21 protein-coding genes and 1 tRNA gene are annotated in these 22,991 nt (G+C 60.3%); 7 read left to right on the forward strand and 15 right to left on the reverse strand.

The window, feature by feature from the left end; all coding sequences use genetic code 11:
* Positions 1-4 precede the first annotated feature (4 nt).
* The 13 genes from msbA to SELSP_RS09690 form a co-directional block, all read right to left on the reverse strand.
* Positions 5-1,774, reverse strand: a complete 1,770-nt coding sequence (msbA, locus tag SELSP_RS09630) for a lipid A export permease/ATP-binding protein MsbA (protein ID WP_006190695.1) — start codon at positions 1,772-1,774, stop codon at positions 5-7.
* Positions 1,771-2,922: a lipid-A-disaccharide synthase gene (gene lpxB, locus SELSP_RS09635; protein ID WP_006190694.1), complete on the reverse strand. Its 1,152-nt coding sequence runs from the start codon at positions 2,920-2,922 to the stop codon at positions 1,771-1,773. Before lpxB ends, msbA begins: the two co-directional genes overlap by 4 nt.
* 150 nt (positions 2,923-3,072) lie before the next feature.
* Positions 3,073-3,879, reverse strand: coding sequence for an LpxI family protein (locus tag SELSP_RS09640; protein WP_006190691.1), 807 nt, complete (start codon positions 3,877-3,879; stop codon positions 3,073-3,075).
* Positions 3,880-3,897: 18 nt separating this feature from the next.
* Positions 3,898-4,761 carry an acyl-ACP--UDP-N-acetylglucosamine O-acyltransferase gene (gene lpxA, locus SELSP_RS09645; protein WP_006190689.1) on the reverse strand — a complete coding sequence of 288 codons (864 nt, stop codon included), beginning with the start codon at positions 4,759-4,761 and terminating at the stop codon, positions 3,898-3,900.
* A 221-nt stretch (positions 4,762-4,982) separates the two neighbouring features.
* The gene (fabZ, locus tag SELSP_RS09650) at positions 4,983-5,426 is read right to left on the reverse strand and encodes a 3-hydroxyacyl-ACP dehydratase FabZ (RefSeq protein WP_006190687.1); all 444 of its coding nucleotides are present in this window, start codon (positions 5,424-5,426) and stop codon (positions 4,983-4,985) included.
* 82 nt (positions 5,427-5,508) lie between these two features.
* Positions 5,509-6,336: a UDP-3-O-acyl-N-acetylglucosamine deacetylase gene (lpxC, locus tag SELSP_RS09655; protein ID WP_006190686.1), complete on the reverse strand. Its 828-nt coding sequence runs from the start codon at positions 6,334-6,336 to the stop codon at positions 5,509-5,511.
* 276 nt (positions 6,337-6,612) lie between these two features.
* On the reverse strand, positions 6,613-7,104 hold the full coding sequence (locus SELSP_RS09660; RefSeq protein ID WP_006190684.1) for a deoxycytidylate deaminase: 492 nt from the start codon (positions 7,102-7,104) through the stop codon (positions 6,613-6,615).
* Positions 7,101-8,858, reverse strand: a complete 1,758-nt coding sequence (locus tag SELSP_RS09665) for a methyl-accepting chemotaxis protein (protein ID WP_006190682.1) — start codon at positions 8,856-8,858, stop codon at positions 7,101-7,103. The genes SELSP_RS09660 and SELSP_RS09665 overlap by 4 nt, the downstream gene beginning before the upstream one ends.
* Before the next feature lies 1 nt (position 8,859).
* Complete coding sequence (locus tag SELSP_RS09670; RefSeq protein ID WP_006190680.1) at positions 8,860-9,306, reverse strand: universal stress protein; 447 nt, start codon at positions 9,304-9,306, stop codon at positions 8,860-8,862.
* Positions 9,307-9,454: 148 nt separating this feature from the next.
* A complete protein-coding gene (locus SELSP_RS09675) occupies positions 9,455-10,006 on the reverse strand; it encodes a sigma-70 family RNA polymerase sigma factor (protein ID WP_006190676.1) in 552 nt (183 codons plus the stop codon).
* A 258-nt stretch (positions 10,007-10,264) separates the two neighbouring features.
* Positions 10,265-10,798 carry a hypothetical protein gene (locus SELSP_RS09680; RefSeq protein ID WP_006190675.1) on the reverse strand — a complete coding sequence of 178 codons (534 nt, stop codon included), beginning with the start codon at positions 10,796-10,798 and terminating at the stop codon, positions 10,265-10,267.
* 79 nt (positions 10,799-10,877) lie between these two features.
* Positions 10,878-11,534, reverse strand: a complete 657-nt coding sequence (locus SELSP_RS09685; protein WP_233275173.1) for a metallophosphoesterase family protein — start codon at positions 11,532-11,534, stop codon at positions 10,878-10,880.
* Between the two features lie 249 nt (positions 11,535-11,783).
* A complete protein-coding gene (locus SELSP_RS09690) occupies positions 11,784-12,893 on the reverse strand; it encodes a [Fe-Fe] hydrogenase large subunit C-terminal domain-containing protein (RefSeq protein ID WP_006190671.1) in 1,110 nt (369 codons plus the stop codon).
* Positions 12,894-13,057: 164 nt separating this feature from the next.
* Between SELSP_RS09690 and SELSP_RS09695 the strand changes: the two genes are divergently transcribed.
* Positions 13,058-13,133: transfer RNA gene (locus tag SELSP_RS09695), tRNA-Gln, on the forward strand.
* Positions 13,134-13,269: 136 nt separating this feature from the next.
* Here the strand turns inward: SELSP_RS09695 and SELSP_RS09700 are convergent.
* A complete protein-coding gene (locus tag SELSP_RS09700) occupies positions 13,270-13,590 on the reverse strand; it encodes a helix-turn-helix domain-containing protein (protein WP_006190666.1) in 321 nt (106 codons plus the stop codon).
* 65 nt (positions 13,591-13,655) lie between these two features.
* A complete protein-coding gene (locus tag SELSP_RS09705) occupies positions 13,656-14,462 on the reverse strand; it encodes a PD-(D/E)XK nuclease family transposase (RefSeq protein WP_006190665.1) in 807 nt (268 codons plus the stop codon).
* Between the two features lie 384 nt (positions 14,463-14,846).
* On the opposite strand from SELSP_RS09705, the gene glpA reads away from it, so the two are divergent.
* From glpA to glpK (SELSP_RS09735), 6 genes are all read left to right on the forward strand, one after another.
* Positions 14,847-16,454: an anaerobic glycerol-3-phosphate dehydrogenase subunit GlpA gene (glpA, locus tag SELSP_RS09710; protein WP_006190661.1), complete on the forward strand. Its 1,608-nt coding sequence runs from the start codon at positions 14,847-14,849 to the stop codon at positions 16,452-16,454.
* Positions 16,451-17,677, forward strand: a complete 1,227-nt coding sequence (gene glpB / locus SELSP_RS09715; protein ID WP_006190659.1) for an anaerobic glycerol-3-phosphate dehydrogenase subunit GlpB — start codon at positions 16,451-16,453, stop codon at positions 17,675-17,677. Before glpA ends, glpB begins: the two co-directional genes overlap by 4 nt.
* A gap of 15 nt (positions 17,678-17,692) precedes the next feature.
* Positions 17,693-18,919 carry an anaerobic glycerol-3-phosphate dehydrogenase subunit C gene (locus SELSP_RS09720; RefSeq protein WP_006190658.1) on the forward strand — a complete coding sequence of 409 codons (1,227 nt, stop codon included), beginning with the start codon at positions 17,693-17,695 and terminating at the stop codon, positions 18,917-18,919.
* A gap of 204 nt (positions 18,920-19,123) precedes the next feature.
* The gene (gene glpK, locus SELSP_RS09725; protein WP_006190657.1) at positions 19,124-20,626 is read left to right on the forward strand and encodes a glycerol kinase GlpK; all 1,503 of its coding nucleotides are present in this window, start codon (positions 19,124-19,126) and stop codon (positions 20,624-20,626) included.
* Between the two features lie 12 nt (positions 20,627-20,638).
* A complete protein-coding gene (locus SELSP_RS09730) occupies positions 20,639-21,367 on the forward strand; it encodes an MIP/aquaporin family protein (protein WP_006190656.1) in 729 nt (242 codons plus the stop codon).
* 85 nt (positions 21,368-21,452) lie between these two features.
* On the forward strand, positions 21,453-22,949 hold the full coding sequence (glpK, locus tag SELSP_RS09735; RefSeq protein WP_006190655.1) for a glycerol kinase GlpK: 1,497 nt from the start codon (positions 21,453-21,455) through the stop codon (positions 22,947-22,949).
* Positions 22,950-22,991: the final 42 nt, after the last annotated feature.

Genomic DNA, 22,991 nt, shown 5'->3' on the forward strand with positions numbered 1-22,991 from the left:
TCCTTCATGTAGCGGGCTGCAAAGATCCTTCGCCCTTCTTCTCGCCCTCTCCCTCGCCTCGGAACTGGATATTGTAGAGCGTGCTGTAAAGCCCGCCCGCCGCCAGAAGTTCCGCATGCGTTCCCTGCTCGACGATGCGCCCGCCGTCGATGACGTAGATGCAGTCGGCGTTGAAGATCGTCGACAGCCGGTGCGCGATGGCAAAGGACGTCCTGCCCACCATGAGCTTGTCGAGCGCCGCCTGCACAATCTTCTCACTCTCCGTATCGAGCGCCGACGTCGCCTCGTCGAGGATCAGGATGCGCGGATTCTTCAGGATGGCGCGTGCGATCGCGATGCGCTGACGCTGGCCGCCCGAAAGATTCAAGCCGCGTTCACCGATCTTCGTTTCATAGCCTTGGGGAAGCTGCAGAATGAATTCCTCGGCGTTCGCCGCACGCGCCGCCTCCTCTATTTCCTTGTCCGTCGCGTCGAGCCTGCCATAGCGGATGTTTTCGCGCACACTGCTCGAAAAGAGCATCGTTTCCTGCGGCACGATGCCGATCTGCTCGCGCAAGGAGTCGAGTGTCACGTCGCGCACGTCGTGACCGTCGATCTCGATCACGCCTTCGTTCACCTCGTAGAAACGCGGGATGAGATTCGCGATCGTCGACTTGCCCGCGCCCGAAGGGCCGACGAAGGCGATGAGCTGTCCGGGGCTCGCCTCAAGCGACACATGCGAGAGTGCGGGAGCGCCCTCCTTGTAGGAAAAGGACACGTCCTTGACGGCGACGCGTCCTTCAATTTCGGGCAGCGGAACGGCCCCTTCCTTGTCATGAATCGTCTCTTCCATGTCGATCACGTCAAAGACGCGATCGGCCGCCGCCATCGCACGCTGCACGGTGCCGTAGATGCGGCTGATGCGCTTGACAGGGTTCGCGAGATTCACGGCATACGTCAGAAACGCAACGAGAGCGCCTGCCGTCAGATCACCTTGCACGACCTCGTAGCCGCCGATCCACAAGATAAAGGTGACCGTGATCGCCGCGAGGAACTCCACGGTCGGTGTCAGGAGGCTCGTGAGCTGCACGTTCTTCATCTCGGCTTGGAAATTTAATTCGTTCTGCCTATGGAAACGTGCGATCTCATGGCGTTCTCGCACGAAGGACTTGACGACGCGCACGGCAGAGATGCTTTCCTGCAGCAGCGAGTTGATGTCGGCAAGCCTTTCCTGGATGACGATGCCCGACTTCTTGAGCTTTTTGCCGAAAATATTCATCGCCTGTCCGACGAGCGGCACGGTGATGAGCGTGATCAGCGTAAGCTTCCAGTCGAGATAGAACATGAGCACGATGGAGCCGACAAGCACGGAGCTTTCCGTCACAAGCTCGATGAGCTTGTCAACGAGAGCATTCTGCAATGCCTGCACGTCGTTCGTCACGTAGCTCATGATCTCCCCCGTCTGATGGCGGTCGAAGTAGGCGAGCGGCATGCGCTGGAACTTCTCGAAGAGCGCCTCGCGGATGTCGATGACGACGCGCTGCCCAACGAAAGAAACGAGGTAGCTCTGCCCATAGTAGAATATGCCGCGGAAGAAAAAGACGACGACGATACCGACCGCGATGAGGTTGAGCATCGCCATGTCGCGCTCCATGAGCACCTTGTCTATCATGTCCTTGATGATCCACGGCACATAAAGGTTCGCTGCCGCCGCAAGCACGATGCAGACGATGGCAAACGCCAGATGCTTCACATAGGGCCGTATGTAGTTCATCAAACGGATGTAGTTCTTCATGCTTCCCTCTCGTTTCCCCTTCCTGCGGCCGCGGCAAGCACATGCGCCGCGACGCGCACGGAAGCGCCCGGAGGCCCGAGCTGCAGCACGGCGACCTTGAGACGCGCCATGACGGAGTCACGCTGCGGCTCGCCCTTATAGAGCTTCGCAGCTTCCTCGGCGATGCGCTCCGGCGTCACCTCGTCCTGCAGCAGCTCCGGCTCCGCCTCCTCTCCGAGGATGATGTTCGGCAGGCTGAAATGGTCAATCTTCACGAGCATCCTGCCGATGGCGTAGTTGAGCCTGCCCATGCGGTAGCAGACGACGGCGGGCAGATCCATCAGCGCCGCTTCCATGACGACCGTACCCGATGTCGCTATGGCGAAGTCGGCGACACCCATGAGGTCGTAGACGTGCTCCTCCGTCAGCTCGACGGAAGCGCCCGACTTTTCGATATGGCGCTCGATCTCCTGGCGCTCCAGTCCCGGCGCGACGGGCAGAAAAAAGCGCGTCTCAGGGCGTTTCTCCTTCAAGATCCGCACTGCCTTGAGCATGTCGGGCAGAAGAAACGAGATCTCCTGCCGACGGCTGCCGGGCAGGAGCAGCGCGGCACGCTCGCCGTCCTTGAGTCCAAAAAAGGCGCGCGCCGCCTCCGGCTCCATGTCGGCGCGTACGGTGTCGACGAGCGGGTTGCCGAGGAAGGAGACGTTCGCGCCCGCCGTGACGTAGGGGCCGATCTCGTGATGGAAGATCGTGACGATCTCCTTGGCGATCGCCGCGCACTTCTTCGCACGCCCCTTGCGCCATGCCCATGCCGACGGCGGGATGTAGGAAAAGACGGGGACGCCGAGCGCCTTCGCCTTCGCCGCAAGCCGCCAGTTGAAGTCGGGATAGTCGATGATGAGGAGGAGGTCAGGCTTTTCCTCGCGCATGGACTCGACGAGCGTCTTTTCCAACTGCAATAGGCGACCGAGTCCTAGAACAACCTCCCACACGCCCATGATGCTGTAGTCGCGACAGTCACGCACGAGACGCACGCCTGCCTCCGCCATCTTGGCTCCGCCGAAGCCGAAAAGCTTCACGTCCGGCTCCATCTCCAGCATTTCTTTCGCGAGGCGTGCGCCGTGCAAATCGCCTGACGCCTCGCCCGCCGACATCATGATCTTCATCTTGCCCCTCCTCTTCGAAAAGCACGGACAAACACCGCCCCCATCTTCACGCCTCTGCCATCTGCGCAAATCCAGGGACTCAATTTCGCCAGCGCTTCTTTAAGCCGAAAAAGCGCGAGGATGCAGATCTTGCATCCACCGCGCAAATCGTCAAATCGCCGCGATCGTTATGCCGTTTTCGTCAGCGAGCGCCGCGACCTTCGCCTGATCGACGACGAGCACCCTGCCCGCCTCGATGGCGAGAGCTTTCGCCCCGGCGGCGATCATCGACTCGATCGTCGCCGTGCCGATCGCCGGCACATCGAAGCGCATGTCCTGCTGGGGCTTCGCCGCCTTGCCGACGGCAGCGCCGCCGCCCGAAAGCTCCCCGCCGCGCCTTATGCAGGCGTCCGTCCCCTCGATCGCTTCGAGCGCCATGACCGCCTTCGCCTTGACGACGGCGGTCTGCCCGATGTCGAGCCGGCCGATCTCCTTCGCCATGGCGAGCGCCATTTCCATATCGGCGCGTTCCTCTGCGGTAGGTTCACGCTTCGTCAGCGTGCCCGCAGGCGGCATCAGCGTCTTTAAGAGAGCCGTCTGATCGAAGGCTTCCAAACCTTCCTTCGCAAGCTCCTTGACGAAGGCGAGCATGATCGTGTCATCCTTCTTGTCGGGCAGCGACATCAGGAGCTGCATCATGCGCATGTCGGGCTGCTCGTGGCTGCCCGCGAAGAGAAGCTCCTTCGTAACCTTGCCGAGAAGCGTCACCTTCGTCACGCCGCGCTCCTTGAGGTAGTCGATGATCGCGCCGAGCTGTGCGACGTTGATCGCGCGATGATCGGAAGCGACTTCCGCAAGTTCTTTATCCGTGCCCGCGAGAAGCGAAACGGCGCTGACCTCAATGCCGAGCGCCTTCGCCGCCTGTGCGCAGACGACGGGCAATCGCCCCACGCCGGCCAAAAGACCGATCTTTTCCAAAGATTTTCCCTCCGATTTCTATTCGTTCTCGCGGCGCTCGCGGCAGATGCCGCGATCCACGTTGCGCAGGAAGCGCAGGAAATGTTCAACCTCTTCGGACGTCTCGACCTCCTGCTCGATGACGGCGATCGCCTGTGCGAGGCTCAAGCCCGAGCGGAAGAGGATCTTGTAGGCGCGCTTGATATTTCGCCGCGCCTCAACCGCGATGCCCGCACGCGCGATTCCGACGCTGTTGAGTCCGACGACGCGCGCCGGATGACCGTCGACGATCGTGTAGGGCACGCAGTCCTGCACGATCTTCGACATGCCGCCGATCATGACGTTGCGGCCGATCTTCACGAACTGATGGATGCCGCACATGCCGCCCAAGACCGCGCGATCCTCGACGATGGCATGGCCTGCGATCATCGCCGCGTTCGACATGATGACGTGATTGCCGACGACGCAGTTGTGCGCGACATGCGTGCAAGCCATGAGCAGGCTGTCGCTGCCGATGCGCGTCTCCTCGCCCTCGCCCGTCGCACGGTGGATGCTCGAATACTCGCGGATCGTCGTGCGGTCGCCGATGATCGTATAGCTCTTCTCGCCCTTGAATTTCAAGTCCTGCGGCTCCGCGCCGACCGAAGCGAACTGGAAGATATGGCTGTCTTTGCCGATGCTCGTCCAACTGTTGATGACGGCATGCGGCTCAATGCGCGTGCCCTCGCCGATCGAGACGTTCGCACCGATGACGGCGTGCGCACCGACCTTGACATTCTCGGCGAGCGTCACATTCTCTTCAATCACAGCATACGGTCCGATCTCCACGCCCTTCGCCACATGGGCGCGAGGGCTTACGACCGCCGTTTCGTGGATATATGCCACCACTTTGCTGTCCATCATTTTTTCCACCCCTTATTCCACTCGAAAAGAGCTGACAGGATTTTCAATCTATGCTTTCTATAGAAATCGCTGAAACTGTCCACGATTCCTGTGCGGATAAAGCGCCATATTGTTATAATCCTGCAAATCCTGTCGTTTTTTGCCTGTGATATTCAGGCAAAATCGGCAATTTTCGGGGGTTGATAAAAGACTGGCACTCATTTTCCTGGCAAATCTGCCCCTTAAGAGAGATTTTCAGCTCTTTGCAGGGCGAAGGTGAAGTCCGCCTTGGCGACGAGCACGCCGTCGACGTAGCCGTCGGCATGAAGCTTGCCAAAATCGCCGTGCACCTTCGTGATCTTCGCCTTCGTCACGAGCTGATCGCCGGGCACGACGGGCTTCTTGAACTTCACACCCTCCATGCCGCCGAAGAGCGCGAGCTTGCCGCGGTTCTCCTCGGGATAGAGCATCGTGATGCCGCCGACCTGTGCCATGGCCTCCAGAAGGAGCACGCCGGGCATGATCGGCGAGCCGGGGAAATGACCGCGGAAGAAGTCCTCCATCATCGTCACACACTTGATGCCCGTCGCCGACTCAAACGGCACGAGCTCGATGATGCGGTCGACAAGAAGCATCGGAGGGCGATGCGGCAGGATCTTCTGAATTTCATTGATGTCCAAAATCATATAGTTTCGCTCCTTCTTTCCTAATTGAAACCGGCACAAAACGCGCCGGAGTTCGGCGCAAGCAGAAACCCCTTCTGCACTTTCATGCCAGAGAGGTGCAAATCGCCTTCGCGAGCTGCGCGTTCAGGGCATGCCCCGACTTCACGGCGAGAATATGCCCGCGCACGAAGCCCGCGAGACGCAGATCACCGATGAGATCGAGAATCTTGTGGCGGACAAGCTCGTCGGGGAAACGCAGCTCGTTGAGCCAGCGCTCATCGTTGTAGACAATGACGTTTTCAAGCGTGCCGCCGAGTCCGAGTCCCGCTTTCTTCAGCGCCTCGACCTCGCCTTCATAAGCAATCGTACGCGCCGGGGCGATCTCCTTCTCGTAAGCGTCCTCGCTCACGAGGAAATCCCGATACTGCGTGCCGACGAGCGCGTGCTCGTTGAGCGACGTAAAGCTCACGCGCAGACCGCCGCCATAGGGAACGGCAACGAGGAAGCGTTCGCCGTCGTCGATGCGGTAGACGCGGTCGATGACGATTTCCTGCCGCTCCTTTTCCTGCTGCACCTTCCCCGCTTCTTTCAAAAGGGAGAAAAAGACGAGCGAGGAGCCATCGGCGACGGGAGGCTCCTCGGCGTCGAGCTCGACCAAGCAGTTGTCGATGCCGAACGCCGCGAGCGCGCTCATCAGATGCTCGACCGTGAAGACGCGCACGCCGCCCTCAGAGAGCGTCGTCGCGCGCACCGTCGACGTCACATGCGGCGCGGTCGCGCGAATCCTCGGCTCGCCCGCAACATCCTTGCGCACGAAGACGATTCCCGCATCGACGGGCGCCGGCAGGAGCGAGAGATGCACGAGGACGCCGGAATGAAGCCCCACGCCGTCGTAATCAACGCGCCGGGCAATCGTCGTCTGAAAGGACAATAGAAATCCTCCTCCGCTGGAAAATGCAAAAGCCGGCCATATAAAGCCGCAGCTGCCAAATGCAGCCCTCCGTTTCAACGTTCTATTATTGTACCATGAAACCCCAAGAAGTCAAACCCGAAGGGTGCAGACTGATTGGCTAGGTTTCTGGTAAGGGCGGCGCACTATGTCCACAAAGTGGACGTTTGTGCGTGTAGCTTGCCATGAAACCCCAAGAAGTCAAACCCGAAGGGTGCAGACTGATTGGCTAGGCTTCTGGTAAGGGCGGCGCGCTATTCATCCTTCCCGCTCGCCTTTTGGCAGCACAAAATTCACAGGCAGCTCTTCGATGTCCGTTTCCAGACGCCGATAGTGGACGCCGGCGGCGGCGAACATGCGCTTCGAAGCGCGCGTGCTGTCGGTCGCCGCGTACTTGTCCGACAGGTAGATGACCTCCTTGATGCCGCTTTGAATGATCGCCTTGCAGCACTCGTTGCACGGAAAGAGCGACGTGTAGATGCGGCAGCCCTTCAAGGATGTGCTCGCGTTCAATATGGCATTCAGTTCGGCATGCACGACATAGGCGTACTTCTTGTCGCCGAACTCGCCCGTGCTGCCCCACGGGAACTCCGCATCGGAGCAGCCGTTGGGCATGCCGTTGTAACCGACGCCGACGATGTGTTTATCCTCGTTGACAATGCAGGCGCCGACCTGCGTGTGCGGATCCTTGCTGCGGTACTTGGAAAAAAGGGCGATGCCCATGAAGTATTCATCCCACGATATGATCATGGCTTTTCCTCCCCTCGCATCTCAGACGATTCCGCCGCGCCGTCTGCGGTAGCCGCGTCGATCGCTTCCCCCGCTTCAGACGTTCCGTCTGTGCCGCCCACCGCTTCAAGCGTCGGCAGAACCGTGCCCAGAAGGGTGCGCAGGCCGTCCGCAGCGGCGTGCAGTTCGGCGATCTTCGCTTCCTCACCCTCCTTGATTGCGAGGAGTTTCCCCGCATCCTGCGCCATCTTCTCGTGCAGCGCACGCGCCTCGGCGAGCGCCGGCAGGAATCTTGCCGTCCCGCTTCCGCGTCCTGCCGTGCGCCTTGCCGCCTCCTCCAGACGCGCCGCCGTATCGGCAAGCGCACGAAGCGCCGTGCGGCTCTCCCGTGCACCTCGGCCGCCCGCCTCGATGGCCTCGGCCGCCTTGGAGACGTCGCCGGCGAGCGCCGTCAGAAGCTCTGCCGCATTTGTGGAAAGCTTGCCCGCATCCTCCGACAGGCGGCGCACCTCGTCGGCGACAGCGGCGAAGCGCCTGCCCGCATCGCCCGCACGCGCCGCCTCGACCGCCGCGTTGAACGCGAGGAGGTTCGTCTGGCTCGCAAGCTCCGCGACCTCGGCGAGCGTATCGCCGATCGCCGCCGCACGTTTTCCCAGATCGCGCGCCATTTCGTCCGCCGCCTTCAACTCCTTCGCGAGCGCGTTCGTGCGCTCTGCCGCATCGTGCGCCGCCCTCCGGTTCTCGCCAAATTGACGGCGCACTTCTTCGGCTTCTTTCTGCGCTTCGTCCGACGCATCTTCGTCCATGCCGTCCGCGGCTTCGGCGAGCACCGAAGCCGCTTTCTCCGCCCGCTCCTTCAATGCCCCCGCTTGTGCGAGAGCCGACTCCATCGCCTGCGCCTGTTCCTGCGCCCCCGCGAGAAGTTTCGTGCAAAAGGCGCCCATGCGCGAAAGCATCTCCGACGGCACGGCCTCGAACGCTGCATCTCTTCGAGGCGTCCCCAATTCCTGCGCGGCAAGCGCTTCACCTGCAGGAACATCCGAGACCTCGGGCAAAGAAGCCTGTTCCTCTTCTTTCTGCCCCTGCAGCGGGAGTGCGATGCGCCCGGCATAAGCGAGCAGAAGCCCCAATCCCGTGAGCACGAGCAAGAGCAGCAGCAGCCCCGCCAGGGTCATGGAGTTTGTCAGTGCGCCGAGCGAGCGTTCCTCCTCCGACTCGGGCACGCCGACGAAGATCATGCCGACCGCCTCGCCGTCCGCATCGAAGAGCGTACGATACGAGCCGATGGGTCGCCCGCCGCCGAAATCGGAGCGGCCGAGATACGGCGTGCAGCCCGTGAGCACGATCCTCGTGACGGCGGCGTCCGCCTTCTGCCCGACGAGCCTCTTGCCGCTCGTCTCGTACGTCGAGGATGCGCACTGTTCGCCGACGAAGAGCGCGACGTCCGATCCCGTAACCTCTTTCAAGTGATCGACGAAACTGCCATTATCGTTGAGCAGTCTGCCTCCCTTGTAGATGCGTCCGTCCTGCACCGTCCAATCGCCGGGATGCGTCGAATCGATCAGCAAGAGAATGCCGCGCATGTCAGCATCGACCTTCTCCTTCCATATCGTCGCGTTCGACGTGCGTGCGCTGTCGTAGGCGCGATAGCCGAGCGCGAGGAACGCTGCGAGGAAAAAGACCGCAAAAAGGACGACGCCGCGCCTCAGTCGCGCTGCGTCATCCTTGCTCTGAAAGAATCGGGAAAGGAAGCTTTTTTTCTTATCGTTCTGCATATCAGCGAACCACCATGACGGGGCAGTGGACGTGCTGCAGCACATACTGGCTGACGCTGCCCATCAAGAAGCCCGTCAGACGGCCGAGACCGCGGCTGCCCATGACGACGAGGTCGTATCCCTCATCGTCCGCCGTCTCCACGATGACCTCGGCGGGCGAGCCAAGTTCCACCACGCTGTTCGTGCGGATGTCTGCGGGCACCTCTCGCAGGATCTTCGCCAGTTCCTTGTAAGCGCCCTCCTTCAGAGCCGCAGGATCATAGCCGTCCATGCTCACGCGCTCGAAGGCCGCGACCTCGGCATTGAGATCGACGACCGAGAGCAGCATGAGCGTCGCCCCCTGCAGCCGCGCGATGTGCGCCGCCTGCCGCACGGCCTGCTGCGCCTGCTCCGAACCGTCATAAGGTACGAGAATCCGCCGAATCTCGCTGTCCTTAAAATCCATCATCTTGCTTACCTCCCGGAATTTCCCAAACTCCCATAAGTGTCTTTTTATTTCGCCAACGAAGGGGGAAATTCCTCTTTTTCCTGCATGATTGTCACCAAATTTGCCAGTCTTCCGTTATGTCCCTTCGCTCCTTGCAGCGCACCTCCCGTCACACGAGCAGCTTCTTCAGCTTCTGCAATGCGCGCCGCTTGACGACGGCGGCATAGGCAGCGCTGAGACCGAGCTTCGCGGCGGCTTCCTTGAGACTCCAATCCGCAAGATAGACGAGCGACAGAAGCTCCTTCTCGCGCTCCGACAGCGTCCTCATCGCAGCGAAGAGCGCGTCCTTGAGCGCAAAATGCATAGATGCGTCGCTCGCGGTCTCATCCTCGACGGATTCCCAGAAGCTCTTGCCCTCCTCGTCATCTCCCGGATGCACCTCGCGCTGCCAATAGGCGCGTTCACGGCGGAAGAGCGTATGCAGATCGCCGTAGACGCGGTGCTTGGCAAAGCCCTCAAACGGCACGCCGAGCGCCGCGTCGAAATCGCGCACGGCGCGCAGAAAGCTCTCGCGTGCCGCCTGCAAAGCGTCCTCGAAGACGGTGCGCAGATGGCGCTGCCGCGCCGCGCGAAAGAACATCCCCTGAAACTTCTCGCAAAGCTCTGCCAGAACTTCGCCATTTCCCCTCTGCGACTGCAAAACCATTTCGTTGATCGTCATTTTCCTCACCTTTGGGCGAGGAACCGGTTCCTCTATGTATTAGCGCTTGCCGCTTATTGTAGCGAAAGGGATGCGGCGGGCGCAAAAGCCGAGTGATGGTTGACTCGACGAAACTCATAGGAGAAACGACGCGTACACATTCGGTATGCGAAAAGCCCTCCAAGGTGCTTGGGGGATTTTCTATTCTTCACGCCACACAGCAAAGAGCGCCGCAGCCCATTTCGCTGCGGCGCTCTACGCACGTTCTTTCATTTTCTTCTATTTCCTTCCTAAAGCGGCGCGATTCCATGCCTTCTGCCAGAAGAGGCGGCGCAGTACGGCAGCTTCGGTCTTTGCATCGAGGTCTTGACGCAGGATTTCCGCCGCGCGAAGATGGGCTGCAAGAGTTGCCGCACCCCAAAGCGCACGGATGCGCCTGCCACAGGAAAGCTCGATCTCAGCCGGCTCTTCAGCGCGAACGAGCTGCGCGTGCATGGCATTCACGACGCCCATCGCCGCATCGCCTCGAATGCGCGGGCGCCGTGCGCGAAAGGGCACGAGCACGAGTTCCGATGCAATCGCCAAGGGCGCTGTCTGCGCAAGCGCCGTGCGCTCCTTCGCCCACGCACGCAGCAGCGGCAGAGAACGGCAATGACGCCTTGCCAAACGCTCCAGCACAGTGCGCAGACGCGCCCGCACGAGACGATCCGTACCGTCCGCCAAGAAAAGGCGCGTGGCGTCGCCCTCCCCATCGACATATTCGGGCAGCGCCGCCTCGATCTCCCAATCCTCAGGCAAATCCCAATGCTTCATTCCTTCTTCCTCCCATCTTGTCCAAACATCTGTTCGCTAAATCAGTATAACATACAGAACATACGTTTGGCAAGTGTTCTCATGCAGCGTTCTGCCAAAAGCGCCGCGAGAGAACATCAACGATGGAAACATGCCCTTCGGGGAAGTAAGATCCCGTATCAGCAAGAATGATGCGCTTGTTGAGGAAGAGCGGCTTTCCTCTCCCGTCAAGAAACAAGGTCGGCGTATGTCCGGCGACGACGATGTCGTCACCCGCGTAATGCTCATAGAACTCCTCGCGAATCCACAGGAGGTCGTTCGATCGCTGCTCTTCGAAGGCGACGCCCGGACGCACACCCGCATGTGCGAAGAAATAGCGTTCCCCTTCCTGCTCAACCGTATGCGAAAGCGGCAGTTCCCGCAGGAAGGCGAGTACGCGCGCAATTGTCCCCGGCGACTCCTTTTCCCATGCCAGAAGTTCCGCCATCGTCTCCCTGCCGCCATTCATCAGCCAACTTTCGCCCGTCGCACCGCCGAAGAAATAGTCGAGCATCATCTGCTCATGGTTGCCGCGCAAAAGGACGACATTCTTTTCCTCGGCGAGCTTCATGACGAATTCCAACGTGCGGCGCACCGAAGGGCCGCGGTCGATGTAGTCGCCAAGGAACACGAGGAGGTCGTCTGCTGCGTCGACCTTCGCCTTCTCGTAAGCGGAGCGAAACTTCTCAAAATGACCGTGAATGTCCCCTACTGCCAAAATCCTGCGATACGTCATGGCTTCCCTCTCCTTTTACTGCCACACTGCGATGAAAACAGGCTCGCCTGTCATGCCGGCGATGCCATCGGTCTACATCATCAGTATAGCTGGAAAATGCCCCATCGTGGTCGCCCGTCATGCGACAGTTGCGGCAGGGATTTGCAGGATGTCACGGAGCAAAAAAGACGGTGCGTATGCCACATTCGGCATACGCACCGTCCCATTTTCAGTTTCAAACTGCTTTCTTCGTCAGGCAAAGCGCTTCCTCGAAAAGAACGTCTCGTCGTACAACAGCCCTTCGAGCGTGTAGAAGCCGAGGCGCGTCAGAAGCTCCAAGACGTAAGGATTGTCGAGCGGCGTGCGGTACGGCGAGCGCTTGCCGTACGCCTTGACGTGCTCCTTCGCCTCTTCCTGCGGAATGAGCTTCTTCGGACCACCGACACAGCCACCCGCGCAGCCCATGCCCTCGAAGAAGTTCGCCTTGACCTCTCCTTCCATGAGGTCGTTGAGCATCTGCTTGCACTCGGCGACGCCGTTCGCGTGGCGCGAGCGCACCTTGATCGCACGCTCGGGACTCAGCCGGTCGAGCGTCATCTGCACCGCCTGTGATACGCCGCCCGCGTAGGCGTAGATGCGTCCCGCTTCCGACGAGTAGACGCGCTTCTTGTCCGACTGATCCTGCGGATGAATGCCGAGGCGGTCAAAGATGTCCTTGCACTCCTGGAACGTCAGTACATGGTCGATGGCGCCGACGAGGTCAGGATCCTTCGCCTCCGTCTTCTTCGCCATGCACGGCCCTAAAAACACGGTCAAGGCGTCGGGATAGAGCTTCTTCACCGTGCGTCCTGCGGCGATCATCGGCGAGACGGACGGCGGCACATGCGGCATGAGATGCCGAAAGCTCTTCTTGATCATCGCCACCCACATGGGACAGCAACAGCTCGTGAGCATGTAATCCGACTCCGACTGGATGTTGCGGTCGAACTCCAAGGCTTCCTTGAGCGTCAAGATGTCGGCGAAGAGCGCGACTTCGACGAGACCGTCGAACCCCATCTTGCGGAAAGCGTTGCGGATCTGCCCCGTCTTGACATCGTGATACTGTCCGAGGAACGCCGGTGCGAGCAGGATGTACGCCTTGCGCCCCGCCCGCTTGCCCGCGAGGACGTCTTCCAAGACGGCACGCGCATCCTTCGTGAGCGCTTTCTTCTGCCCTTCGTCCGAAAGCTTTTCCTCGTCCCAGACCGGCTCATGCACTGTCGGATGGAAAAGACAGTTGAGCTGCTCGGGATCGTACTCGAACTCCTCTCGCCCTGTGGCCTTTTTCAGCGCTTCACGGTAGAAATCCTCGATTGTCTGCATGAAGAATCCCCCTTTTCTATGCCATTCCCTCCAGTTATATTATAGCTTGTTTTTATATTCCTGTCAGCCAAAGAATCATCGAATCGTAAATTTTTATAAAAAAGGGATTGACAGTGCACGTATTTTCTCCTATAATAGTCAACGTTGACAGCAACGCTCGTCAATGGGGTATCGCCAAGTTGGTAAGGCACGGGATTCTGAATCCCGCATGCGTTGGTTCGAGTCCAGCTACCCCAGCCATGCAAATCACGCCGCATCTGCGGCGTTTTTTTGTGCCAAAAAACGACGCAAAAAGAAGCTGCCCGCTCTTTTAGGGAGCACAGCAGCTTTCAAGAACGCAGATTCTTTACGAAGGATTTCCCTTCCTGCTGCGCCTTCACATATCTGCCAAAAGCAGCTTCAACGCCAGCTGCTTTTCCATCGGCAACTTGCGAATCAACTCCAATAAATGCGGGTCGATGCCGTCCGCTTCCTGCCCGCGCACAGGTGCGGACTTCGCGACGATATTGTTGAGCTCTTCTACGGTCAGATCGAGCGCACGACAGATCTTCAGCACGTTGTCCATCGCCGCGCCGCCGATGGAGCCATTCAATATGGAAAGAAGCGTCGTGTACGGCATGTGGATCTTCGCCGCGAATTCCTTGAGATTGCAGCCGTTCGACTTGATCAGCGACTTGACATAGTCCTCACGCGTCACGCTTTCGCCTCCTTTTTGCCGTGCATGTATTTCATTTCGTATATTTCACAATACGAGTTCATCGCTCACTGCGCCAAAAGCTCCTTGTACTTCGCCCTCTTTTCGGGCGGAATCAGAAGTGCGTTCATCGCTTCATCTTCTGACAACCGCATCGTCTGCATGATTGTCCGCAAACTCTCCAAACGATCGCGCTCCATGCCCCAGTTAACACCTTCCTGACGAATCTCGTCCATGATCTTGCACATCTCGACTCGACCTCCTTCTTCATTCTTGAAAAAACTCGCCCGATTTCTCAGTTCTTCATAATACATCTTCTCCGCATCTTGACAAAAGAAGTCGTGCATCAGCCTGCCCAACGGCGTCTCATCCTGTATTGTACCGTTGACGTAGATGATATGTGATCGATCACCAAAGTCTTCACCCGTTTCTTTGATTGTTCGCTCAATATGATAGCGCGAGAGCCCCTTGCCTAAAACGTCTTTTTCCGTAATGAACACCACATACGTCTCGGGCAGTTCCGTCACTTCCTCGCCTTTCTGCAGTTCCCTCGCATCCATCATGCTGCTGTTAAATCGCGCTCTCTCAGGCACAGCCCCTCGATCGTCCCGCTGCACCTCGATGTTCATGAGCCTCTCGCCCGCTCGCGCGAAGGCGTCGAACCTCACACCGCGGCCATGGAGGCTGTCCGTCGTCTTCTGCACCGTGACGCTCTCGACAATCAATTCCGGCAGCGCCAGGATGATGCGCAGGATGCACGCCATCCCCGCAAGATAGCCATCCATACATACGTTGAAGAACGTATCATCCATCAGGCACAAGCGCTCGATGCAGCTTTTATATCGCTCCTTCTGTCCGTCCATCTGAATCGCCATGCCGTCTGCCTCCTCTCGCCCCCATTATACTACGACAGGAGCAAAACGAGCAACCTTCCGCCTCGCATGGCATGCGCCAAAATGTTCTCCTTCAAAATGTCGCTGCAATAATTTTCTTTTTTCGTTGGAAATCCCTCGATTTTATATTGATAAATCTGAAAATTTATGATACCATGAACTTGTCAAGAAAAAGAGGCTTTTGCGTCTTTCGGAAACGAAAAATCGTATTACCTGTCAAGTCGTGGCAAAATTTCGTTTCATGTCCAAGAATATTTCCTGCACGGCGCAAAATTCACGGCGCAGCGATGCGCGGCAGCGCTCGGGCAGATCGGCAGACACGGAGAGGCTTCATCTTATCCGTGCTTTTGAAGAAAGGAGAACGATATGGAGAAGGCAACGGTCGTCGTCATCGGAGGAGGAGCTACGGGCGTCGGCATTCTGCGCGATCTCGCCATGCGCGGCATCGACGTGCTGCTGCTCGAAAAGGAGGATCTCGTCAACGGCGCGAGTTCGCGCTACCACGGGCTTCTGCACAGCGGCGGACGCTACGCCGTCAAGGATCAGGAGGCTGCAAAGGAGTGCATCGAGGAGAACACGATCCTCCGAAAGATCGGCAAGTCGTGCGTCGAGCCGATCGGCGGCATGTTCGTGCGTCTCGACTCGGACGATGCGGACTTCGAGGCGAGCTGGGTCGAGGGCTGTCGGGTGAGCGGCATCGAGGCGCGCCCTCTGACGCTCGACGAAGCGTTCCGCATGGAGCCGCGCCTGTCGCGTCATATCGTCTCCGCCTACGCCGTGCCCGACGCGGCGATCGACGGTTTCCGCATGTCGTGCCAAAACGTCGCTTCCGCCGTGCGCTACGGCGGGCGCTACAAGACGTATGCCGAGGTCGTCGGCATCCAAGAGAAGAACGGCGAGCTTGAAGGCGTGCGCGTGCGCAATCGCTTCTCGGGCGAGGAATACTCGATCGCCTGCGACATCCTCGTCAATGCGGCGGGCGGCTGGTGCGAGAAGGTCGCCGAGCTTGCGGGACTCAACGTCCCCGTGCAGCCCGACAAGGGCACGCTCATCGCCTTCAACCAGCGCCTCGCGAACCACGTCGTCAATCGTCTGCACAAGCCGTCGGACGGCGACATCTTCGTGCCGCACGGCTCAATCACGATCCTCGGCACAACGTCGATGAGCATCGACGATCCCGAGGACACGAGCTCGTCCTACGAGGAGATCGAGGCATTGATGAAGATCGGCGAAGAGACCTTCGAGGATCTGCGCCACTACCGCATTCTGCGCGCCTTCGCCGGCTCGCGTCCGCTCTACAAGCAGCCGGGCGCATCGGGGCGCGGCGCGTCGCGCGGCTTCGTGATTCTCGACCACGAAAACGACGGGCTCAAGGGCATGATGACGATCGTCGGCGGCAAGTTCACGACGTACCGTCTGATGGCGGAGCGCATCAGCGACCAGATCGCCGAGAAGCTCAACGTCAAGACGCCGTGCCGCACGGCCGACGAGCCGCTCGTGCCCGAAGTCAGCGAGGAGGCGAAGAAGAAGGCGGCGAAGTACTTCCCGTCCTTCGGCACGAACCTCGCGGCAACGCGCCTCGGCCCGGACGCCTTCGAGCGCGTCGCCAAACGTCTCGAAGAGGAGCCGGAGTCTCGCGCTCTCATCTGTGAGTGCGAGAACATCACGCTCGCAGAGATCGAGGAGATCGCGAAGAGCGCGGACAGCCACATCATCAACGACATCCGGCGCCGCACGCGCCTCGGCATGGGCACGTGCCAGGGCAATTTCTGCAGCCTGCGCGCCGCCGGCATCTTCGGACGCGTCGGCAGCACAGAGGGCGCGAAGGATTCGCTCGGCCAGCTCAAGGGCTTTTTGCAGGGCCGCTGGAAGGGCGTGCGCCCCGTCCTCATGGGACGCAACATCCGCGAGACGGAGATGACGCGAGCTCTCTACGAGCTTTCCTTTAATGTCAATGGAGGCAAGAAAGCATGAAACAACGGGACGTAGCAATCATCGGCGGCGGCTTTGCCGGTCTCATGGCCGCCATCGTCTGCGCCAAGAACGGCAAAAAAGCGAGCGTATTCCTCTACGGCTCGGGTTCTTTCCCCTTGAACAGCGGACTCATCGACCTCCTCGGCTACGACGAAGCGCGCGCATGGGTGAAGGATCCCTTGGCGGCAATCGAGCAGCTGCCCGCCGAGCATCCTTACCATAGAATCGGCAAAGAATCCATCGAAGAAGCCGCCGACTTCTTCCTCAAGCTCATGGAAGAGGAGGGCTTCCCCTACTGCGGCAGCCTGCATGAACAACAATCTGCCGTGACGCCTGTCGGTACCTTGAAGCCCTCGTGTCTCGTGCCTTCATCCATGCAGGCGCCGGACTTCGCCGGCAAGGACGTCATCGTCGTCGGCGTCAAGGGGCTCAAGGACTGCTACCCCGAGATGATCGCGGCGAACCTTGCCGACACGCTCAAGGAGGCTTCGAGCATCCGCACGTTCGAGGTCATGCCTGAGCCGATCGCCGAGCGCGATCTCTCGATCCTCGACGCCGCTCGCTGGCTTGAGGGCGACGGTGCAACGACGGTCAGCCGCCAACTCGCCGCCGAGGACGGCGCAAACCGCGTCTTCATCTTCCCGCAGATCCTCGGCGTGCGCGGCCAAAGGGTCTGCAAGAAGCTGCAGGCGGCGATGAAGGGAAAGATCCTTGAGACGACCGCCATGCCGCCCTCGGCGAACGGCATGCGCCTGCGCGATGTGCTCATGAAAGCGGCGCGCCGCATGGGCGTCGAATTCTTCGAAAACGCCCGCGTCACGGGTTTTTCAGCGGATGGCAAGCGCTGCCTTTCCATCCGCGTCACGGGCGTCCACGAGAAGGACTACCGCGCCGAGAAGTTCATCCTCGCGACGGGCGGCTTCTACAGCGCCGGACTCATCTCCGAGAATCCCGGGGAAGCCTATGAGCCGATCTTCGATTTGCCCGTCGCGTGCGAAAAAGACCCCGAGAAGTGGACGGCTGCCGACATCTTTGATGCTCAGCCCTTCATGAAGGCGGGCGTCCGCACGGACGAAATGCTTCGCCCCGTCGATGAAAAAGGCGCACTCGTCTTCGAAAATGTCCACGTCATCGGGCGCGAGCTTGCGGGCTGCGACTTCTGTCGCGAGCATTCGGGCAACGGCGTGGCGCTGGCATCGGCCTACAAAGCGGCACAGGCGTGAAAGGAGCGGAATTTGATGGAAAAAACTTTTGAACTGCATGAAAACACGCCGGACACCGCCGACCACTGCATCGCCTGCACCTGCTGCATCGCGAACTGCCCCGTGACGGAGGCCACGCGCGCCTTTGCCGGCCCGAAGCTCACGGGGCCCGCACACAGCCGCATGAAGTTCGCTGAGGACGACGTCGAGCGCAGCCTCGAATACTGCTCGAACTGCAAAAACTGCGAGATCACCTGTCCCTCGGGCGTGCGCGTCGCGACGCTCAACATGCTGCAGCGCGGCGAATACTACCGCACGCACAAGCACTCGCAGAGGGACGACATGCTCGCACACGGCGAGCGCATGGCAAAGCTCGTGCGCTCCCTGCCCTTTGGCGCAACATGCGCCAACATCGGCATGAAGATCGGCAAGGCGCTCGGCGTCTTCGCCGCCGTCGGCATCACGGGCGAGCGCGATATGCCCGCCTTCGCGCCCGATTCTTTCTACAGCATCTTCGCCAAGATGGAACAGAAGCCCTCGGAGAAGAAGGTCGTCTTCTACCCGGGCTGCTACATCAACGAATACGAGCCGGAAATCGGCCGCGCCTTCATCAACGTCATGCAGAAGAACGGCTATGAGGTCATCACGGACAAATCCTTCATCTGCTGCGGCGCTCCCATGGTCGCCTCGGGCTACCTCGACGAGGCGCACGAAAACGCGAAAAAGAACGCCGAACGCATCCTCGCATGGAAGGCGAAGGGCATTCCCGTCGTCGCCTGCTGCACGAGCTGCTCTTTGATGCTCAAGAGCGAGTACCACGAGCTTTTCGAAGACCCCGAAATGCGCGAGATTTCCTCGGGCATTTACGACGCCTTCGAGTTCCTCGAGATCATGGAGGAGCGCGGCGAACTCAGCGAGGACTTCGCCCCCATCGAGCGGCGTTTCTCCTACCATCCGCCGTGCCATCTGCGCGCCCAAGGCATCGGGCTGCCGTCCTTCAACTTCCTGCAGCGCATCCCCGGCCTTTCCATCGAGAACCTCGCCGCCGGCTGCTGCGGCATGTCGGGAAGCTTCGGCTTCAAGGGCGACAAGTACGCGATCTCCATGAAGGTCGGCGAAAAGGTCTTCGAGCGCATCGCCGAGGTCGGCGCTGACACCGTCGTCTCCGACTGCGGCACCTGCCGTCTGCAGATCCGCCACGGCTCGGGCAGGGCGACGTGCCATCCTATCGAAATCCTCGCGCAAGCGTATGGATATAAATAAGGAAGCGCAGATAAGTCCAATGCTTCCGCAAGCCTCCTGCAGCACGACGAGCCGCAGGGGAAGGAATCTCGCCCGGAAGGGAGGCGGTCATCAAGAAACGTGAAGAAAGCACCACCCCACAGTTTCATCCAACGAGGCCTGCACGACGCTATGACGGCGTGCAGAAGAAGAAGGTCTGAGAAACGAAAGAAAAGGAGTGGCAATATGGGACAGAAATACGTCATGGCGCTTGACGCCGGCACGACGAGCAACCGCGCCATCATCTTCGATGCAGATTCCAAGATCGTCGGCGTCGCGCAGAAGGAGTTCACGCAGCACTTCCCGCAGCCCGGCTGGGTTGAGCACGACGCGGAAGAGATCTGGAGCTCCATGCACGAGGTCATGAGGGAAGCTCTCGAACAGTCGGGACTCGTCGCGAGCGACATCGCCGCCATCGGCATCACGAACCAACGCGAGACGACGGTCATCTGGGATCGGACGACGGGGCGGCCGATCTACAACGCCATCGTCTGGCAGTCGCGCCAGACGGCGGACATCTGCGAGGACTTGAAGCGTCAGGGTCTTGTCGATGAGTTCAAGGAGAAGACGGGACTCGTCATCGACGCCTACTTCTCGGGCACGAAGGTCAAGTGGATTCTCGACCATGTGGAAGGCGCACGCGCACGCGCGGAAAAAGGCGAGCTTGCCTTCGGCACGATCGACACTTGGCTCCTGTGGAAGCTCACGGGCGGCAAAGAGCACAAGACGGACTACTCCAACGCATCGCGCACCCTGATGTTCAACATCAAGACGCTCGAATGGGACGAGGCGCTCTTGAAGCATCTGACCGTGCCGAAGAGCCTGCTGCCCGAGGTGCGTCCGTCGAGCGAGGTCTACGGTCACACCGTCCCCTCGGTCATCGGCGCTTCCGTTCCCGTCGCGGGCATGGCGGGCGACCAGCAGTCGGCGCTCTTCGGACAGAACTGCTTCTCCCCCGGCGAAGCGAAGAACACTTACGGCACGGGCTGCTTCCTGCTCATGAACACGGGCACGGATATATGCATGTCGAAGAACGGACTCGTGACGACTATCGCCTGGGGACTTGACGGCAAGGTCGAATACGCGCTCGAAGGCTCGATCTTCGTCGGCGGCTCCGCCATCCAATGGCTGCGCGACGGCCTGCGTCTCGTCGACTCCGCTCCCGACTCCGAATGGGTCGCGAAAAAAGTTCCCGATGCCGGCGGCGTCTACATGGTGCCCGCCTTCGTCGGACTCGGCGCACCGTATTGGGATATGAACGCGCGCGGCATGATCATCGGCCTCACGCGCGGCACGACGAAAGCGCACATCGTACGCGCCACGCTCGACTCCCTCGCCTACCAGACGCGCGACGTGCTCGGCTCGATGGAAGCCGACTCGGGCAACCGCCTCGCTGCGCTTAAGGTCGACGGCGGCGCCGTCGCCAACAACCTCCTCATGCAGTTCCAAGCCGACCTCCTCGGCGTTCCCGTCGACCGCCCGCAGATCACGGAGACGACGGCTCTGGGCGCCGCCTACCTCGCCGGTCTTGCCACGGGCGTCTGGGCGTCGAAGGAAGATCTCAAGAAGAGCTGGCAGCTCGACACGCGCTTTACGCCCGCCCTCGACAAGAAGGATGCGGACAAGCTCTACAAGGGCTGGAAGAAGGCCGTCAAGCACGCCGCGAACTGGCTCGCGGATGAAGAATAGGAGGATGCAAGGATGTACGACAATCTTCTCGGTGAATTTTTCGGCACGATGGTGCTTCTCGTCTTCGGCTGCGGCGTCTGCGCCACATGCTCGCTCGAAGGCTCCAAAGGCAAGGGCGGCGGCTGGATCTGCATCGTCTTCGGCTGGGGCTTTGCCGTGACCTTCGGCGTATTCACCGCCATCTCGCTCGGTGCGCCGCAGGGAGACCTCAATCCTGCCGTCACCCTCGGCAAGATGCTTGCCGGAGTCTACAACTTCCAGCAGTTCCTCGCGACTTCCGTCGTCCAGATTCTCGGCGGCGTCGTAGGCGCCGCCATCGTCTGGCTCGCCTATCTGCCGCATTTTGAAAAGACGGAAGACAAGGCGACGAAGCTCGGCCTCTTCTGCACGGCTCCAGCCATTCGCTGCGCTTGGAAGAACTTCCTCTGCGAGTTCATCGCTACCTTCTTCCTGCTCTTCATGATCTGGGCGATCTTCTCCAAGCTCAACGGGCCTTTCGTGCCCGGCTACGGCCCGTACATCGTCGGCATCCTCATCGTCGGCCTCGGCTTGAGCCTCGGCGGCCCCACGGGATACGCGATGAATCCCGCGCGCGATCTCGGCCCTCGCATCGCCCACTTCCTCCTGCCCATCGCGGGCAAGGGCGGCAGCGACTTCGCCTACGGCTGGATTCCCGTCGTCGCCCCCCTCGCCGGCGCAGCCGCCGCCTACTTCGTATCGCACGGCATCGGCATGCTGTAAACCGAAAAGAAAAAGCATAAGCCACAAAGCCCCCTTCCTATGATATAATGTCTGTAACGGCATCATACGGAAGGGGGCTTTTCCTATGCGCAGGAGATACATCCTTGCACTCGATTCGGGCACGGTGAAGAACCGCACGGCGATTTTTGACGAGCGGGCAAATCTCGTCTCTCTCGTCAAGAAGGAGCTGAGCGTCTACCGGCCGCAGCCCGGCTGGGTCGAGCAGGATGCGGACGAGATCTGGGCGGCGCAGTTCTGGACGGCGGAGCAGGCGATTCGCGAGGCGGGCATCAAGAAGTCGGAAATCGCAGCGATCGGCATCACGAACCAGCGCGAGACGACGGTGATCTGGAACCGCCATACGGGACGGCCTATTCACCATGCCATAAGCTGGCAGTCGATGCAGTCGAAGGAAATCGTCGAGCGCTTCCGCCAGAACGCTGACCTCCTCGAAGAGTTCCGCCAGAACACGGCAATGGTGCTCTCGCCGTATTTCTCCGTCAGCAAGATCTGCTGGCTTCTCGACAACGTGCCCGGCGCACGCGAGCTGGCGGAAAAGGGCGACCTGGCCTTCGGCACGATCGACAGCTGGCTTCTGTGGAAGCTCACGGGCGGCAAGGTGCATGCGACGGATGACTCGAACGCCTCGCGCACGATGCTCTACCATCTCGCGCACGGCACATGGGACGAGACGCTCCTGCAGCACACGCGCATCCCGCACTCTCTTATGCCGGAGATTCATCCATCCTCGCACGAATACGGCATGACCTCTCCCGCTGTGTTCGGCACGGAAATTCCCATCAGCGGCATCCTCGGCAACCAGCAGGCCGACCTCTTCGGCCAATGCTGCTTCACGCCCGGCACAGCGAAGAACACCTACGGAGAAGGCTCTTTCTTCCTCCTCAACACGGGCGATCGCTACGTGCAGTCGCACAACGGGCTCAACGCCACCGTCGCCTGGAAGCTCGGCGATCGCATTACCTACGCGCTCGAAGGCAGCATCTTCGTGGCGGGCGTCGCACTCGAATGGCTGCGGCGCGGACTCAAGATCCTCGACTCGCTCGAAGAATCCGAATGGATCGCCAAGCGCGTCACGGACACGGCGGGCGTCTACTTCGTGCCCGCCTTCCGCGGCCTTTCCGCACCCTATTGGGACAGCGAGACGCGCGGCATGCTCATCGGGCTTTCCGAGGACACGCGCCGCGCCCATATCGTTCGCGCGGCGCTCGCCGCCATGGCATACCAGGTGCGCGACGTCTACGAGGCGATTCGCTCGGACGCGGCTCTTCCCATCGAGGAGCTTCGCGTATCGGGCGGCGCGAGCCGCAACAACCTGCTCATGCAGATGCAGGCGGGCGTCCTCGGCCTTCCCGTGCGCCGCCCCGTCGAAAGCGAGACGACGGCACTCGGCGCCGCCTACATGGCAGGCCTCGCCGCCGGGCTATGGAAGAATACGGAGGAGCTCGCCGCCCTCTGGCAGGAAGACGCCTGCTTCATGCCGCACTTCAGCAAAGAAGAGCGCGAACGCCTCTACGACGGCTGGCAGAATGCCGTCTCCCACGCCATGGGCTGGCAGGGCTAGCGCTAGGCCTAAACAAATTTTGACATGAAAAAACAGCCCGAT

The organism is Selenomonas sputigena ATCC 35185 (assembly GCF_000208405.1).
Lineage (GTDB): Bacteria > Bacillota > Negativicutes > Selenomonadales > Selenomonadaceae > Selenomonas > Selenomonas sputigena.